Origin of the sequence: Oryzifoliimicrobium ureilyticum (assembly GCF_037199735.1) — a bacterium.
GTDB classification, from domain to species: Bacteria; Pseudomonadota; Alphaproteobacteria; order Rhizobiales; family Rhizobiaceae; genus Rhizobium; species Rhizobium ureilyticus.
On the sequence record NZ_JBBBVQ010000027.1, the window covers coordinates 23,227 to 39,973 of the forward strand.

The 16,747-nt window shown below is 55.7% G+C and carries 16 protein-coding genes; 2 read left to right on the plus strand and 14 right to left on the minus strand.

The window, feature by feature from the left end; genetic code table 11:
* Positions 1–44: 44 nt before the first annotated feature.
* The 6 genes from hfq to dusB form a co-directional block, all read right to left on the minus strand.
* The gene (gene hfq / locus VQ830_RS25430) at positions 45–287 is read right to left on the minus strand and encodes an RNA chaperone Hfq (RefSeq protein ID WP_105382128.1); all 243 of its coding nucleotides are present in this window, start codon (positions 285–287) and stop codon (positions 45–47) included.
* Between the two features lie 363 nt (positions 288–650).
* A complete protein-coding gene (gene ntrX / locus VQ830_RS25435; RefSeq protein WP_337270960.1) occupies positions 651–2,015 on the minus strand; it encodes a nitrogen assimilation response regulator NtrX in 1,365 nt (454 codons plus the stop codon).
* Positions 2,005–4,299, minus strand: a complete 2,295-nt coding sequence (locus tag VQ830_RS25440) for a sensor histidine kinase NtrY-like (RefSeq protein WP_337270961.1) — start codon at positions 4,297–4,299, stop codon at positions 2,005–2,007. Before VQ830_RS25440 ends, ntrX begins: the two co-directional genes overlap by 11 nt.
* Before the next feature lie 150 nt (positions 4,300–4,449).
* Positions 4,450–5,901 carry a nitrogen regulation protein NR(I) gene (gene ntrC / locus VQ830_RS25445; RefSeq protein ID WP_337270962.1) on the minus strand — a complete coding sequence of 484 codons (1,452 nt, stop codon included), beginning with the start codon at positions 5,899–5,901 and terminating at the stop codon, positions 4,450–4,452.
* Positions 5,898–7,046, minus strand: a complete 1,149-nt coding sequence (locus tag VQ830_RS25450; RefSeq protein ID WP_337270963.1) for a two-component system sensor histidine kinase NtrB — start codon at positions 7,044–7,046, stop codon at positions 5,898–5,900. Before VQ830_RS25450 ends, ntrC begins: the two co-directional genes overlap by 4 nt.
* Positions 7,043–8,065: a tRNA dihydrouridine synthase DusB gene (gene dusB / locus VQ830_RS25455; RefSeq protein WP_337270964.1), complete on the minus strand. Its 1,023-nt coding sequence runs from the start codon at positions 8,063–8,065 to the stop codon at positions 7,043–7,045. The genes VQ830_RS25450 and dusB overlap by 4 nt, the downstream gene beginning before the upstream one ends.
* Positions 8,066–8,274: 209 nt before the next feature.
* Here dusB and VQ830_RS25460 point away from each other — a divergent pair, with 209 nt between their 5' ends.
* Both VQ830_RS25460 and VQ830_RS25465 read left to right on the plus strand, forming a co-directional pair.
* Positions 8,275–9,492: a bifunctional 2-C-methyl-D-erythritol 4-phosphate cytidylyltransferase/2-C-methyl-D-erythritol 2,4-cyclodiphosphate synthase gene (locus tag VQ830_RS25460; protein ID WP_337270996.1), complete on the plus strand. Its 1,218-nt coding sequence runs from the start codon at positions 8,275–8,277 to the stop codon at positions 9,490–9,492.
* The gene (locus VQ830_RS25465) at positions 9,489–9,983 is read left to right on the plus strand and encodes a CinA family protein (RefSeq protein ID WP_337270965.1); all 495 of its coding nucleotides are present in this window, start codon (positions 9,489–9,491) and stop codon (positions 9,981–9,983) included. The genes VQ830_RS25460 and VQ830_RS25465 overlap by 4 nt, the downstream gene beginning before the upstream one ends.
* Before the next feature lie 31 nt (positions 9,984–10,014).
* Here VQ830_RS25465 and VQ830_RS25470 read toward each other — a convergent pair whose 3' ends face one another.
* The 8 genes from VQ830_RS25470 to VQ830_RS25505 form a co-directional block, all read right to left on the minus strand.
* Complete coding sequence (locus tag VQ830_RS25470; RefSeq protein ID WP_337270966.1) at positions 10,015–10,461, minus strand: type II toxin-antitoxin system RatA family toxin; 447 nt, start codon at positions 10,459–10,461, stop codon at positions 10,015–10,017.
* A gap of 15 nt (positions 10,462–10,476) precedes the next feature.
* The gene (locus VQ830_RS25475) at positions 10,477–11,001 is read right to left on the minus strand and encodes a P-loop NTPase family protein (RefSeq protein ID WP_337270997.1); all 525 of its coding nucleotides are present in this window, start codon (positions 10,999–11,001) and stop codon (positions 10,477–10,479) included.
* Positions 11,002–11,120: 119 nt separating this feature from the next.
* A complete protein-coding gene (gene lipA, locus VQ830_RS25480) occupies positions 11,121–12,104 on the minus strand; it encodes a lipoyl synthase (RefSeq protein WP_337270967.1) in 984 nt (327 codons plus the stop codon).
* A gap of 168 nt (positions 12,105–12,272) precedes the next feature.
* Positions 12,273–12,521, minus strand: coding sequence for a GlsB/YeaQ/YmgE family stress response membrane protein (locus VQ830_RS25485; RefSeq protein WP_337270968.1), 249 nt, complete (start codon positions 12,519–12,521; stop codon positions 12,273–12,275).
* Positions 12,522–12,577: 56 nt separating this feature from the next.
* Complete coding sequence (gene lpdA / locus VQ830_RS25490) at positions 12,578–14,041, minus strand: dihydrolipoyl dehydrogenase (RefSeq protein ID WP_337270969.1); 1,464 nt, start codon at positions 14,039–14,041, stop codon at positions 12,578–12,580.
* Positions 14,034–14,639, minus strand: a complete 606-nt coding sequence (locus VQ830_RS25495) for a GNAT family N-acetyltransferase (RefSeq protein ID WP_337270970.1) — start codon at positions 14,637–14,639, stop codon at positions 14,034–14,036. Before VQ830_RS25495 ends, lpdA begins: the two co-directional genes overlap by 8 nt.
* A gap of 1 nt (position 14,640) precedes the next feature.
* A complete protein-coding gene (locus VQ830_RS25500) occupies positions 14,641–15,282 on the minus strand; it encodes an SGNH/GDSL hydrolase family protein (RefSeq protein WP_337270998.1) in 642 nt (213 codons plus the stop codon).
* Between the two features lie 67 nt (positions 15,283–15,349).
* Positions 15,350–16,732 (minus strand): pyruvate dehydrogenase complex dihydrolipoamide acetyltransferase, encoded by a 1,383-nt coding sequence (locus VQ830_RS25505; protein ID WP_337270971.1) that lies wholly within the window; start codon positions 16,730–16,732, stop codon positions 15,350–15,352.
* Positions 16,733–16,747: the final 15 nt, after the last annotated feature.

Consider the following 16,747-nt stretch of genomic DNA (forward strand, 5'->3'; position numbering starts at 1 on the left):
TGATTCGTTTTTTGTATCGCGAGTCGATATGACGTCTAATCCCGTTAGGATGCGTTCTCTTCGGTTTCGAACATCTGCATCGGCTGTCCCGGCATGATGGTCGAAATCGCGTGCTTATACACTAGCTGCGAATGTCCGTCACGTCGCAGGAGCACGCAAAAATTGTCGAAGGATGTCACAACGCCGGTCAGCTTGACGCCGTTGATGAGAAAAATCGTCAGGGAAATTTTCTGTTTGCGAACTGTATTGAGAAATAGGTCTTGCAGGTTCTGAGAACGTTCCGCCATAGCGCCGCTTCTTTCTTTATTGCCGGCCTTCTGCCGGTGAATGGGATTCTCCTCAAGACGAAAGCATGTCCCCCTTCGCCCAGACAGGTTTGGTATCAAATCAAGTTGTTCTCCGCAATGTGGAAAACGGCAAGGTTACTGACCAAGATCAGGCGGAAATTAGATGACAAAGGACAAATCCAAAATCGCCTGCGTTTCGGGACATAGGATGAACATCAGCGAACGCCGCGACGTTAGTACCCCTGTACTAGCCGCCTGCAAGCTGGCTGCGTGCCACACTAACGCTCAGGAAAAGCGAGCTAGGAAGATCTGCATCATGAGCGGCACCATCATAGCCACGAGGAGCGCCCAGCTTAGCGGCGTTTAAACACCCAGCGACTTCAGCTTCCGATGCAATGCAGAGCGCTCCATGCCGACAAATTCGGCTGTGCGGGAAATATTGCCGCCGAAACGATTGATCTGGGCGACGAGGTAGTCTTTTTCAAACATCTCACGAGCCTCGCGCAACGGCAAAGTCATGATGTGGTAATCGTTCTTCGCCGATACCTTCGGCAGCATGTCGCCAATATCGGTGGGCAACATTTCCGCTGTGATCGGCGTATCTGGACTGTCCGAGCGTGCCACGATCATGAGCCGCTCGATGTTATTCCTCAGTTGTCGGATATTGCCTGGCCAATCATGCGCTTGCAGGACCGCCATGGCATCGTCGCCGATCCGGCGCGGACGAATGCCGGCCTGTTCAGAAATTTGACGCATCAACTGATCGACCAGAAACGGAATATCTTCACGACGTTCCGAAAGCGGCGGAACGCGGACAGGAACCACCGCAAGCCTGTGAAAGAGGTCCTCGCGGAACCAGCCCTCGGCTATTCTGCTTTCCAGATTGTAAGCGGTGGAAGACAGAATGCGAACGTCCACCTTGACGCGCTTGGAACCGCCCACGCGTTCGAATTGCTGATCGACCAGTACGCGCAGGATCTTGTTCTGCGTTTCACGCGGCATTTCACCCACCTCATCAAGGTAGAGTATGCCACGATGGGCCTCCTCAAGCGCCCCGATCTTGCGTGCCTGGCCTGGCGAGCCTTCTGTGCCAAAGAGCGCAACTTCCATGCGGTCTGGCGTGATATTGGCAGCATTGAGCGCAACGAAAGGTCCGTGGGCGCGTGTCGACTTCTTATGAATCATCCGCGCGACAAGCTCTTTGCCGGTGCCGGATGCGCCTAAAATCATCACGCGGCTGTTCGTCGGAGCCACTTTTTCGATTGTCTGGCGAAGTTGAGATACCGCGACGGACGTTCCTATCAGCTCGACGGGATCGCCTGCCTTGCGCTTCAGTTCGGTCACCTCGCGCTTCAACTTCGATGTCTCGAGAGCGCGTTCTGCAATCAAGATCAAACGGTCGGCCTTAAATGGCTTTTCGATGAAATCGAACGCGCCACGCTTTATCGCGGATACGGCCGTCTCGATATTTCCATGGCCGGAAATCATGACAACAGGCACATCGGCATGTCTGGCCTTGATTTCGTCAAGCAGCGACAAGCCGTCCAGCTTGCTGCCCTGCATCCAGATATCGAGAAAGATCAGCTTGGGAACGCGATCGGAGATTGCTGCCAATGCGCTGTCGCTATCATGAGCGGTTCGCGTTTCGTGGCCTTCGTCCGAAAGAATGCCGGAAACGATTTCGCGAATGTCATGCTCATCATCGACGACAAGAATATCAGAGGCCATGTACACTTTCCCTGTCATTATAGGCTGGGGCAGCCGGAAGCATTTCAAGACGAGGCAGATGCACGCGGATCATCGCGCCGTTGCCTCGGTCGAAATCAGCTGGCGCATCGTGCAGTTCAAGCTGCCCGCCATGTTCTTCAATAATCTTCTTGACGATCGCCAGGCCCAGTCCCGTGCCCTTCTCGCGCATCGTCATATAAGGCTCCAGTATGCTGTGGCGATTTTCCACGGGCAGCCCTCGGCCATTGTCAATGACGTCGACCGTGAACCGATCCCGCGCCTCATCGAACACTGCGTGGATCTTGACCTTGCGCTCTTCACGTTCCTCACTCGGCACAGCTTCGATCGCTTCAACGGCATTTTTGATGAGATTGCCAAAGGCCTGTCCCAACATGCGAGCATCGAAAGACCCTTCGAGAGGTTTGTCTCCAAGTTCCTGAATGAAGTTGACGTGAGAATTACCCATTTCGCGTAGGAACATCGCGTCGCGCAGGATTTGTCTGAGGTCGCTTTTTTCCTTGGTAGGCTTTGGCATGCGCGCAAATGCAGAGAATTCATCAACCATGCGGCCGATATCGCCAACCTGGCGGATGATTGTTTCCGTGCATTGATCAAAAACACTGCGATCGGAGGGATCGATCTGCTTGCCGTAGCGGCGCTGTATGCGCTCTGCAGAAAGCTGAATTGGCGTCAGCGGGTTCTTGATTTCGTGCGCAATACGTCTTGCAACGTCGCCCCAGGCCGTGGATCGCTGGGCAATGACGAGATCGGTAATATCGTCGAGCGTGACCACATAGGATTCGCGTGCGTCGCGCGTATTTTCCCGGGTCACCTGAACGCTCAAGGTTTTGACAGTGCCGTTGCGCATCAGGGCAATTTCCTTGCGGAATTCGCCGCGATGACGGCTTACCGCCTCGCTCAGAACATGATCGATCTCCGGCGCGATCTCGGACAGCTGTTTGCCCAACATCGCATCGTGATACATACCAAGCAGAGCCTCAGTCGAACTGTTCGCTATGGTGATGCGACGGTCTGTGTCGACGCCGATTACCGATGCCGAAACGCCTGAAAGAACTGCCTCGATAAAACGACGACGAACGTCTACCTCGTCTTTGGCTTCCAGGATGACATCACGCTGCGTGCGAATTTCCGAAATCATCTTGTTGAACGTTCGGGAGAGACGACCGACGTCGCCATCGACCGAGTGGACGGGCACGAGCACGTTCATGTTTCCTGACGCAACCTGGTCGGCGGCCGTAATGAGAACGCGGATCGGGCGGACGATGCGGTCTGCAAGAGCGATGGCCGCCCAGATAGCGGCAAGAAGAACGACAAGCGTGAACCCCAAGTATACGAGGGCCAACGCAATACGAAGCGGAAGCCGGCCGGCCTCCATCGACCTGTACTGATCGGAATTCTGCTCCATCAAGGCCATCGTGCTCAACACGTTGGGATCGACGGGGCGCACGGTATAGAGAAAGCTGCCTGGGATGCCGTTCAGTTTGATGATCGCAGCCACAAGGTTCGAGTCGCCCGGCTGGCTGAGGTTCGGCTGACCAGCAGCAGCCCTTTCAAGAGCATCCTTGGGAATGGCCGGCAAAGGTTTATCTGTCTTGACGTCGGCTTGCGCAATGGTCGAGCCGTTGCTTTCGACAAGGAACGCGCCGAGCAGCCCTCGTCCGCGAGCCTGACGCGTCATAAGCTCCTCGAATCCAGTTCGGTCGAGACTGAACAGAGCGCGATTTCGCTCCAAGTCGCTCGCCATCTGGATCGTCTGCCCCATCAGATAGCTGGCATTTTCCTTGATGTACGCTCGAGCGATGTTGGTGGAGGAACTGATGATTTCCTGAGTGCGCGTCGCAAACCAGTGATCAAGGCCGACATTGAGAGAAAATCCGGCCAGGACAGCGACGACGACAGCGGGCGTGATGGCAACGATCGAAAAGAAACCGACGATGCGAATATGCAGTCTGGCTGCGGCACGACCGCGCCGCCGGGCCTTCAACAGCCGCCAAACCTCGTGTCCGACAAGCGCCAGCAACGCAACGACAAACGGCGTGTTGATCACCGCCATCGTCTCGATAACATCGGGTGTCGGTGCGACGCTCGTGAGACCGAGAAGAATGACGAGAGTCACCGTGGCGCAGATCAACGCGGCAATCGCGATGATAACGCCAACGACAAAAAGTGCGGAACGCTCCGTCACCGTGACGACAGACTCATCCTCAGGATAAGCAGATCGCTCCAACTCGACGACGCGGTCCGTCTTTCGCGCGAATAACATTCAACCCCTCAATCCGGCCGGCACAAAGTCGTCGGGGTAAAAACAAATCGGCCGCAGACGTGCAGCGTCCGCGACCAACGACAATGCGACTCCCTTGCGCGAGCTTATGCGGTGCATTGTGGCGAAAATGCAACGGCCACGATGCGGATGTCAAGCATTTCGCGAACTGCGATACACCGACACGCCAAGTTCCCGGATCTTTTTCCGCAGGGTATTGCGGTTGAGACCGAGGAGATCCGCCGCCTTGATCTGGTTGCCGCGTGTAGCGGTCAAAGCTGCGAGAATCAGAGGATATTCCATTTCCGTCAGGACACGGTCATAGAGCCCCGGCGGTGGCAGATTATCACCGAAGCTTGCGAAGTAGGTTCGCATGTTTTCTTCCACCGCTTGTGAAATGGACATCGTTCCCGTGCGCATCGGGCCTTTTTCGATCGGACTGTCGGGAACGTCCGATCTCAATTCAGCATCAATGATTTCGCGTGTGATGACATCCTGGGGATATAGCGCCATCAACCTTCGTACGACATTTTCAAGTTCGCGAACGTTGCCAGGCCAGGCATAGGACTTCATCACGTCGAGCGCATCGTGATCGAAACGCTTCGTGCCAAGACCTTCTTTTTCCGCCTGTTGAACAAAATGGCGAACGAGATCTGGAATGTCTTCGGCGCGATCGCGCAAAGGCGGTAGGCGCAGCGGCACGACGTTCAAGCGGTAATAAAGATCTTCACGGAAAAGACCCTGATTAATGGCTTGCTTCAAGTCCTTGTTGGTGGCAGCAACGATGCGAACATCCGTGCGGATCGGCGTGCGGCCGCCGACGGTGGTATATTCGCCCTGTTGAAGAACACGAAGCAGGCGCGTTTGAGCGTCCATCGGCATATCGCCGATTTCATCCAGGAACAGCGTTCCACCTTCGGCCTGCTCGAACCGACCGGTAGAGCGCGTCTGCGCGCCCGTGAAAGCGCCCTTCTCGTGTCCGAACAGCTCCGATTCGATAAGATCGCGTGGAATGGCCGCCATATTGATCGCCACGAACGGGCCGTTGCGCCGCTTGCCGTAGTCATGCAAGGCACGCGCTACCAGTTCTTTGCCGGTGCCAGACTCGCCCGTGATCATCAGGGTCAGATCGGTTTGCATGAGGCGCGCGAGCACGCGATAAATTTCCTGCATGGCGGCCGATCGGCCGACAAGCGGCATGCCGTCTTGCATGTCATCATCGAGCCGCGCAGCCTTCTTTTTCGGTTCGGCGAGCGCGCGGCCGATAATGCCGATGAGCTCAGTCAGGTCGAACGGTTTCGGCAGGTAATCATAAGCGCCCTTCTCCGAGGCTTTGATTGCGGTCATGAACGTGTTCTGAGCGCTCATGACCAAAACTGGCAGATCCGGACGGGCCTTCTTTATTCTCGGCAGAAGATCGAACGCATTTTCATCAGGCATCACGACATCGGTCACCACCAGGTCGCCCTCACCCGCAGAAACCCAACGCCATAGGGTGGCCGCGTTAGAGGTGATACGCACATCATAGCCGGCGCGGCTGAGTGCCTGGTTGAGCACGGTGCGGATAGCCGCATCGTCATCCGCAACGAGGATCGTGGCTGTCATATGGTCTTTCCTGTGGGATTGATAGACGCATCTTCACTGGACGCATCCTTGGAAGCAGGCATGAGAACACGAAATGTAGTGCGGTTCGATTGGCTGTCGCATTCGATTATGCCGCCGTGATCGCCGATGATCTTCGCAACGAGCGCAAGACCAAGGCCGCTGCCATTGGTCTTGGTCGTGATAAAAGGGTCGAAAAGATGCGGAAGAATATCCGCGGGAACGCCGGGGCCGTTGTCCTGAACGCAGAACTCCAACGGCAGCGAGATCTTTTCTCGCGTGCCGGCGATCGAAAGCCGCATACCGGGACGATAAGCCGTGGTGAGAAGGATCTCCCCATCGCTTCTTTCGCCAATGGCTTCCGCAGCATTCTTGACCAGATTAAGGAAAACCTGAACCAGCTGGTCGCGGTTTGCATAAACCGCCGGCAGTGAAGGATCGTAGTTTTCGCCAATCCTGATATGGCGTGCAAAGCCGGCCTTGGCGACCGCTTTCACGTGGTCGAGCACGGAATGAATATTCACAGGCGTGCGGTCGACAGGCCGCTCGTCGGAGAAAACTTCCATTCGGTCAACGAGCGATACGATCCTGTCCGTCTCGTCGCAGATCAACCGCGTCAGGGCACGGTCTTCATCGACGGCGGATTGCTCCAAAAGCTGAGCGGCGCCTCGAATACCCGAGAGAGGATTTTTGATTTCATGAGCCAGCATTGCGGCAAGGCCCGTCACCGAGCGTGCCGCAGCACGATGTGTCAATTGCCGGTCGATCTTGTCCGCCATGGATCGCTCTTGGATCACGATCACAACGGAACCCGTCGTATTGATAACGGGAGCAACGTAGATATCGACGAGCTTTTCCTGACCGAGGCGTGGGGAAGACAGATCGACGCGATATTCGTTGACGGCCGCCCGGCGCTCACGCACTTGGTCGATCAGCGCTAGAAGCGGGCTCCCAAACGGAATCAAGCTCGCAATCTTGTGCCGGGCCAAATGCGAAGCGCTAGCTCCGAAGAACGATTCCGCCTCCCAGTTCGCAAAGGCCACATATCCTTCTTCATCGACCATCACCACAGGGTTTTGAATAGCATTCAGAACCGACATGGCCATGGCATTGCCGATCTCCAAACCGGTTTCGTTCTGATTTGTCATGCCGCCTCCAGCGTACCAAAGCGCTTCAAGCCGCTGTCCATGGCATCCGAAAACCGTGCGGTTACTTCTGCGGCATTCTTGGCGGTGAGAATTGAACTGCGTTCGATGGCACAAAGACTTGGAGCAAAACGCTCCAGGTACCAAGCAAGATGTTTCCGCGCGTGGCGAACGCCCACGTGCTCTCCATAAAAATCGATCATCATCCGATAATGCTCGACGGCGATCTTGGCGATTTCTGGCCCGGAAGGCTCTGCAGCACCTGCAATCACGCCTGCATGCCATGGCCTGCCTTGACTGGATCGGCCGATCATCACGGCATCGGCACCAGATCTTGAGAGGATCTCATGTGCATCATCGACAGTCTCAACATCGCCGTTGGCGACAAGTGGGATGGTAATGGACTCTCGGACCGCTTTGATGGCGTCCCAATCCGCCCGCCCTTCATAAAACTGCATGCGCGTGCGCCCGTGCACTGTGATCATCCGAACGCCAGCATCCTGTGCACGCTTGGCCATCATGGGTGCATTGATGGAGTTTTCATCCCACCCAAGCCGCATCTTGACCGTAACGGGAACATCAACAGCAGCAACCGTAGCTTCGATGATGCGCAGGGCATGGTCAGGCTCGCGCATCAAAGCCGATCCTGCATAGCCACCGATGACCTTTTTGGCCGGGCATCCCATGTTGATGTCAATGATGTCCGCTCCGTTGTCACGGGAGATCTTCGCGGCTTGCGCCATCCAGCTGGGATCTCGACCGGCCAATTGAACCATATGTGGTCGGAAACCCGCGCCCTTCAGGCGAGACCATGATTCGGCGGTGTTGGCGACAAGCTCGCGGCTTGCCACCATTTCCGTTACCACTAATCCAGCTCCAAACTTCCATGCCAATTGCCGGAAGGGCATATCTGTTACGCCTGACATGGGAGCCAGAACAACACGGTTTCGCAGCAATTGCGGTCCGACGGCGAGAGATGAGGCGAGATCCACCTGGGTCAACTGATTATCTTTCGGGCACACGCTGCGAATGCATTATTTTTAGCCATAACTCAACCTCTTTGCCAAGAGGGCAATGCTAGAATTGACATTTTATAGGCAAATACTGGAAAGGCATGTCTCGAGCCGCTAAACCGCCCAGGAAAGCAACAGTTAGAGCTTTCAACAGCCGGATATATTAGCGATATTTGGTTGAACTGCCGAACAGCTCCTTTTCGGCACGCGAGGGATTTATTCTGCCTATGCATTTAAAGCAACCTTTATCCATTGGTGTTGTCGTGGTTGCTGCCGGCCGCGGAGAAAGAGCTGGCAATCCCGAAAACGGTCCTAAACAGTATCGCTCTTTGGGTGGCAAGGCGGTCATAACGCGCACGCTCGAACATTTCATGACATGGCCAGCGCATCCCGCTCTTCTCTGCGTTATCCACCCCGACGACGAGCAACTGTTTGCCGACGCGGTAGCTCAGACTAGCGGGACTTGGCCTGTCGCAAAGATCCACGGCGGAAAAACGCGACAAGAGTCGGTTTTGGCGGGTCTTCGTTATTTCAAGGAAAAAGGCATAGAGCATGTTTTGATCCACGACGCTGTTCGACCTTTTTTTGATCATGCTCTTCTTAATCGCCTCGCAGCTGCTTTAGAACGGGGTGAGCAAGCCGTGCTGCCAACCGTTCCTGTTGCGGACACGCTCAAGCGCTCGCATGAAAGCGGCATCGTCGACGAAACCATATCGCGAAGCGGGCTTTTCGCCGCGCAAACGCCGCAGGCCTTCAGCCTCGACACAATCCTTCGATGCCATGAAGAAGCGGCCATCAGCGGGCTCTTTGCCTTCACGGATGACGCGTCGATTGCGGAATGGAAAGGGATAAAAGTCAAGATGGTCGAAGGCTCTGTCGGCAATGTGAAACTCACTCTTCCAGAGGATATCAACATGGCGCAACAGCGTTTTACGAATGCGCTGCCCGACGTGCGCACCGGGAACGGATATGATGTTCACCAGCTTGAACCTGGCGACGGCGTGACGTTGTGCGGAATCTTCATTCCTCACGATCAAAAGCTTAAAGGTCACTCTGATGCGGACGTGGCATTGCACGCCTTGACCGACGCATTGCTGGCGACCTGTGGCGCCGGCGATATTGGCGATCACTTCCCGCCATCCGATCCGCAGTGGAAGGGCGCCGCATCCCGTATTTTCATCGAGCACGCAGCTTCGATCGTTCGCGGCCATGGCGGAACAATCATGAATGCAGACGTGTCGCTGATTGCAGAAGCACCGAAAGTCGGGCCGCATCGGGAAGCAATGCGCCAGAAACTATCGAAGTTTCTTGGAATCAGCCTTGAGCGCTGCTCCGTCAAAGCAACCACCAATGAAAAAATTGGATTTATCGGTCGACGGGAAGGCATCGCAGCAATTGCGACGGCGACTGTGGTTTACGAAAGGACATCGCTATGAACCTCTTCCCACAGGAAGTCATCGACAAAGCGGAATGGGTGATCCGCCTCCTCATCAAAAAGGAAATGATGACGGCTACCGCCGAATCCTGCACCGGAGGCCTTATTGCCGCTGCGCTGACCGAGGTTTCAGGATCCTCGGCCGTGGTTGACCGTGGTTTCGTGACCTACAGCAACGACGCGAAAATGGACATGCTGGGGGTGCAGGCTGAGACGCTAAAACGTTTCGGAGCCGTGTCGGAGCAGACCGCCTGTGAAATGGCAAAAGGCGCACTTTCCCACTCAAAAGCGCAGATCGCAATCGCAGTCACCGGAATAGCCGGCCCGGGTGGCGGCTCTGCCGAAAAGCCCGTTGGGCTTGTTCATCTTGCAGTTGCGTCGCAAGACGGGCGCCTCGCCCATAGAGAAATGCTTTATGGCGATATCGGCCGCGATAAGGTCAGAATGGCGACAGTCGCAACCGCTTTGGACATGATCTTGGATTTAGCCTAAAAGACACCGGCCTCACGGTGTCAGCGCTATATCATGCGTAAATCTTGTTGGCGCGCGTTTCGAACGCGTCGGTGAACATGCGAAACGCTCGATCAAACATCGAGCCCATGACAGCACCCAATATGCGACTCTTGAACTCATAATCGATAAAGAAATCGACGACACATCCCCCGTTATCGCCCGGCGTAAATCGCCAGCGATTATCCAGGTAGCGAAAGGGTCCGTCGATGTATTTCACATCGATGGCATGTTCGGCTTTGTTGAGAAGAACCTGCGTCGTGAAGGTCTCACGGATCGCCTTATAGCCGACGGTCATATCGGCCACGAGCAGTGTCTTGCCATCCCGCTCCTTACGGCTGCGGATCGTGAGGGCGTCACAAAGCGGTAGGAACTCTGGATATCGTTCCACGTCAGCGACAAGCTCGAACATCTGATCGGGGGAATGCGCGACGGTGCGTTGAGTTTGAAATTGCGGCATGATCGGCAGTTAAGATCATGTCGCGACAAGATCAAGGAGCTGCTTCATTTCGTCTCGGCTTTTTACCTGAAAAACCGGAACATGGCCGCCGAATTCCGCAAGCTTCTGCTCGACGACCGGGACGGACCTGCGCTCGAAGTTCCAGATGAAACGAAGAAATTCGAAATCGATTCGCTCTTTGCATCCTGGCGCCATTTCCTGCCGTGTCCGGCCAAGATGGGTTATGGCTCTTAAAAGGGCGCCTTTAACACAAACTAAACGCGACATCCTCACCCAGATGACAAGATCAGCTCTCGGTAACCTGAGGTGGAAGCTCGACGGTCCGTTTCCGTCCATCAGCCAGCGTTCGCGACCGACGGCGCGCGCAATGAGAGAAAGCTCTTCGGCCTTGCCTCGCTTTTGCCAGCCGGAAAGCCAGAAGAACTCCCGGTCCATCGAGATATAAGGGAGCGCAAGCAAATCAGATAGACGCATTGACAGCGTGGTCTTGCCACCACCTGAACAGCCGATCACCATGACGCGCTCAGCGTTTTTCAACATCCGAGCGGCCGCCTGTAATGAGGTCACTGTCCCCTCCCTCAAGGCGCTGCACATGTTCAAAAACAAGCGCGGTGTATCCGGGAAGGATTCAAGCGCGCCCGTTTTCCATATCACAAATTTCAGGCTGTCAAGGCAAGCTGTTCAGTCAGGAGCTTCTTTTCACGCGCAGCGCGCAAGCGCGCAAAGTCGTCGCCTGCGTGATGAGATGAACGTGTCAAGGGACTGGCCGATACCATCAAAAAACCCTTGGTGTAAGCGACTGTCTCGTAGGATTTGAATTCTTCAGGCGTCACAAAACGTTCGACTTTGTGGTGCTTGCGGGTCGGCTGCAGGTATTGCCCGATGGTCAGGAAGTCGACATCAGCTGTTCTGAGATCGTCCATCAATTGCAACACTTCATTTCGTTCTTCGCCCAAACCGACCATGATGCCCGACTTCGTGAAGATCGAAGGGTCGAGTTCCTTTACCTGTTGCAGAAGCCGGATCGAATGGAAGTAGCGAGCGCCTGGACGTACCGTCAGATAGTTCGATGCCACCGTCTCAAGATTGTGGTTGAACACATCGGGCTTGGCGGCCACCACGCGTTCAAGTGCACCTGGCTTGCGTAAGAAGTCTGGTGTCAGAATTTCAATGGTCGTGGATGGTGATGCTGCGCGGATAGCCCAGATGACCTTTTCAAAATGCTCGGCACCGCCGTCATCAAGATCGTCGCGGTCGACGGAGGTAATGACCACATGGGTCAATCCCATCTCCTTCACTGCCCGCGCCACATTTTCTGGTTCGGCCATATCAAGGGCATTGGGGCGTCCGGTCGATACATTGCAGAAGGCGCAGGCGCGCGTGCAGATCTCACCCATGATCATGAAGGTCGCGTGCTTCTTGTCCCAGCACTCGCCAATGTTCGGGCAGCCAGCCTCTTCACAAACGGTAACAAGCTTATGCTCGCGGACGATTGCGCGTGTCTCTGCATAGCCCTTCGACGTCGGCGCCTTGACGCGGATCCAATCTGGCTTACGCAGAACTTCCGTATCTGGACGATGCGCCTTTTCGGGATGGCGTACCCGCTTTGCATCCGGATTGATCGTGTCGAGAATGGTAACCATTGCCCATCAGCCTTTCGCCGCACCCTGCAGCCGCGTCGGCATATCCGACGACTTTCGTTTCGTTTTGAAGGCTGAGCAAGTCAATCCGGCTCAGCCTTTCTAAGAGTGATTTCAGCAGATCTTCAAAATCCACCGCATTTTCAACTGTCGTTAGCGTGACCCTGAGCGCTAAGCAATCGCTCGTGCAATCAGAACGACGATGATAGCGCCCACCGTTGCATGGATGATCTGCACGATCAGCGCATTGTCTATCCCGAGCGAAATGCCGAGCGCCCTGAAGAGAAACCCTCCGACAAAGGCACCGATGACGCCCGACAGCAGGCACCGGATCAATCCGCCGCCTCCAACGACAAGGCTTGCCAGAAAGCCGGCCACGAGGCCGATAAGCAGAAAGACGACTAGTGCCTGCGTTTCCATGTATGGATTTCCTTTCCTGTTTTCCACTTGTGAATGAAGAGCGGCCAGGACGATTATCAAGCGTTCAATACGCGGCCATAAGCATCGAGAACGGCTTCCTTCATCGTTTCCGACACTGTCGGATGCGGGAAGATCGTATGCATCAGTTCTTCTTCGGTGGTTTCAAGGTTCATAGCAACGACGAAGCCTTGGATCAGCTCTGTGACTTCAGCACCAACCAGATGCGCGCCAATCAGTTCTCCGGTCTTCTTATCGAAGATGACCTTGCAGAGACCTTGATCCTCGCCAAGTGCGATGGCTTTGCCGTTCGCGGAAAATGGGAAGCGTCCGACACGTATGTCGCGGCCCATTTCCTTGGCTTTCGCCTCGGTCAGGCCAATCGATGCCACCTGCGGATTGCAATAGGTGCATCCAGGCACTTTGCTCTTGTCGATGGCATGTACGTTCGGCACGCCTGCAATTTTTTCGACGCAGATAACCCCTTCGTGCTCGGCTTTGTGCGCAAGCATCGGTGGCCCTGCAACGTCGCCAATGGCGTAAATGCCATCGACACTGCTCCTGCCGTACCCGTCCGCGACGACGCAGCCGCGGTCGGTCTTTACACCCAGTGCTTCAAGCCCGAGATTTTCGATATTGCCCTGCACGCCAACGGCAGAAATCATCCGATCGGCCGTGATCTTCTGAACTTTACCGTCTTCGGTTTCCACATGCGCGGTGACGCTGTCGGAGCCTTTTTCAACCTTGCTGATCTTCGCTTTGGTCATGATCTTCAGACCACGCTTTTCAAGCTGCTTGCGCGCAATGCCGGAGATCTCGGCATCTTCGACCGGCATGATTGTCGGCATGACCTCGACCACAGTTACATCGACGCCCATCGAGCGATAGAAGCTTGCAAATTCGATCCCGATCGCACCGGAGCCCATGACGAGTAGCGATTTTGGCAGAGCCTCCGGCTTCATGGCTTCAAAATACGTCCAAATCAGCTTGCCGTCGGGCTCGATCCCAGGCAATGCACGCGGGCGTGCGCCAGTTGCGACAACAATATGCTTTGCCTTGTAAGTGCCTTCCCCAAGCGCATTTTTAGGTTGCGGCGGTTGAGGCTGGACGACCGGCTTGCTGGACTTACCTACTACAATTTCGCCAGGCGCACCCGCTTTAGGGGATTTGGTGACTTTCGCTTCACCCCAGATCACGTCGATCTTGTTTTTCTTCATGAGGAAGCCAACACCCATATTCAGGCGCTGTGAGACGGCGCGTGAACGTGCAACGACCGCCTTCGCATCCGGCTTGACAGTGCCCTCGAGCACAAGACCGTAATCCTTCATATGATTGGCATTATCCAGGACGTCAGCAGAACGAAGCAAGGCCTTGGTCGGAATGCAGCCCCAGTTCAGGCAAATGCCGCCCAAATGTTCGCGCTCCACCACGGCTGTCTTGAGGCCTAACTGCGCTGCTCTAATGGCAGCAACATAGCCACCCGGACCAGAACCAATGATGATGACGTCGTAGGATTCAGCCATGCGTTTCCTGCCTTTGTTCTTTCTCTTGCCGAGTCAACAAGACCCAGGCGTAATCTTTACTCGTTTCGAAAAGCCGGGCGGCATCACGTCGCGCCCGTTCCGAAAAACCTCTTTCCCGATACAGCCTCAGGGCGACATCATTGTCGCTCGCAGTCACCAGGCTGACCGGCCTTGTTCCCGCTTTCTGGATCTGATCATCCAAAAGACGCCTTCCAATTCCGATACCGCGCATATGATGGTAGACGCCGAGGCTCGCAATGAACCAGTGCGCCGCCGCCATCTTTTGCAATTCCATGACCGGCAAGAGCGATGGATGTGAAAGCGAGACGTCATCCAGATTTTCGTCCAGCTGATATCCAACCGCTACGCCTGCTACCTCGCCGTAAGCTTCGGCAACCACAGCGCTCCGCCAACCACCTCTGGCGTGATCAAGACGCATCCGCATCCGTCCGCACTCCATCGGAGTATCGAAACCCTCGCGACGGGCATCCGCCAGCCAGATGAAGCTTGTCAACCCATGCGCGGCGATATCGCAAAGGATGGCAAGCTCTGCGGCATCGTCACGCGAGGCAGCGCGCAACGTGACGAAGCCGGACATCTTAAATCCCCAACATCATACGCGCGACTGGTTCCAGCCCCTGGCCCAAGGCGCGCGTATTGGCCGCATCGAGATGGATGCCATCGATCGGCGTCGTCTTAGCCACCGAATTGGCGTCGAAGAAACCACACCCAAGTTCGTCAGCCAGATCGCGATAAAGCGTTGGAAGCTTCCGCGATTCTTCAATTCCGCCAGGAAAGGCTGCCGCAAAGGCTGCATTTGCAGTGGCGCAGATCGCCGGTGGGGAAACAATCAAAATGTCCGGAACGTCGAAATCGAACGGCCAAGCATGGCTGCGGATCAAACGGACAAGGCGCGCAATGCCCTGGCATGCGGCAAAAGCAGAACCGCAAACAACCGGCTTCATGTCATTTGTGCCGAGAAGCAGAATGACGAGATCGACAGGCGCATGGGTCTGGAGGATCGTTGGCAGGACCCTTGCGCCATTTCGATCACAATCTGCAAGGTGATCGTCGAATGCCGTTGTCCTTCCGTTCAAGCCCTCGGCAATGACGCGCGCTTCGCCAGTAAGAGCCTCCTGCAAAACACTCGGCCATCGATCTTCGAAGGGATGTCGACCGATTGTGACGGCATCGTAACCCCATGTCAGCGAATCGCCGTAGCAAAGGATCGTCTTCGTCATATCGGTCTCAGCCTCCGCTTCGGGAAGTTTGGGGAACGCGTGAGGCATTCCCCACCCCTTCTCCATTTTAGACCAGCATGCCCATCGGATTTTCGATGTAACCCTTGAAGGCAGCAATCAGTTCTGCACCCAAAGCACCATCAACGCAGCGATGATCCGTTGACAATGTCACAGTCATGACCGTGGCCACCGCCAACTCGCCGTTCTTGACGATGGGACGTTGCTCACCAGCACCAACAGCCAAAATCGTCGCATGCGGCGGATTGATCACGGCAGCAAACTGCTTCACACCCATCATGCCCATATTGGACACCGATGTCGTACCGCCCTGGTACTCCTCGGGCTTGAGCTTGCGCTCTTTGGCGCGCTTACCCAAATCCTTCATCTCGTTCGAGATAACGGAAAGGGTCTTCTGCTCGGCCTTTCGCACGATCGGGGTAATCAAGCCACCAGGAATTGAGACTGCGACGCCAACATCGGCGTGCTTATGCCGCACCATAGCGCTTTCCGTCCAGGAAACATTAGCGTCCGGCACGTCACGCAAAGCCAGCGCCATGGCCTTGATGACCATGTCATTGACGGAGAGCTTGTATGCCGGAGCACCGTCTTTCGACTTCGGTGCTGCGTCGTTCAGCTGGCTGCGAAGTGCCAGAAGCGCATCGAGGTTGCAATCGACGCTGACGTAGAAGTGCGGGATCGTCTGCTTCGACTCGACCAGTCGACGAGCAATCGTCTTGCGCATGTTGTCATGCGGCACGAGCTCGTAAGAGCCTTCGTCGAACAGTTTCAGAACCGCATCGTCCGATGCGGGCTTGGCGAGAGACGATGCGGGAGCTGTCGCGCCGGCCTGTGCAGCAGGGGCAGCGGGTGATTTTGCACCACCAGCAGCGGCAGCTTCCACGTCGCTCTTAACGATACGCCCGTGCGGTCCGGTTCCCTTTACCGACGACAGGTCGAGACCTGCTTCCTTTGCAAGACGACGTGCAAGCGGTGACGAAAACACACGATCGCCAGACGGCGTCGATGCCGATTTGGTCGCGGCTGCAGGCGCAGAGGCCGCCTTTTCCTCCGCCACTCTCTGCTGCGAATTTGCAGCTTCGCCTGTTACGACATCGTCGGCTTTAATGTTTTGCTCGGCTCGTTCACTTGACTTCGAGGCTGCTGGCGCGGCCTCTTGGCTTGCCTTGGAAGCAGCGGACACATCTTCGCCCTCGCCAGCCAGTACGGCAATCACCGCATTGACCTTGACGCCTTCGGTGCCAGCGGCCACCAAAATCTGCGCGACAGTGCCTTCATCGACGGCTTCCACTTCCATGGTCGCCTTATCGGTTTCGATTTCAGCGATGACGTCGCCAGACTTGACGGCATCACCTTCCTTAACCAACCACTTGGAAAGCGTGCCTTCCTCCATCGTCGGAGACAGGGCAGGCATCGTGATGTTAATAGGCATCGAAAGCCTCCCTCA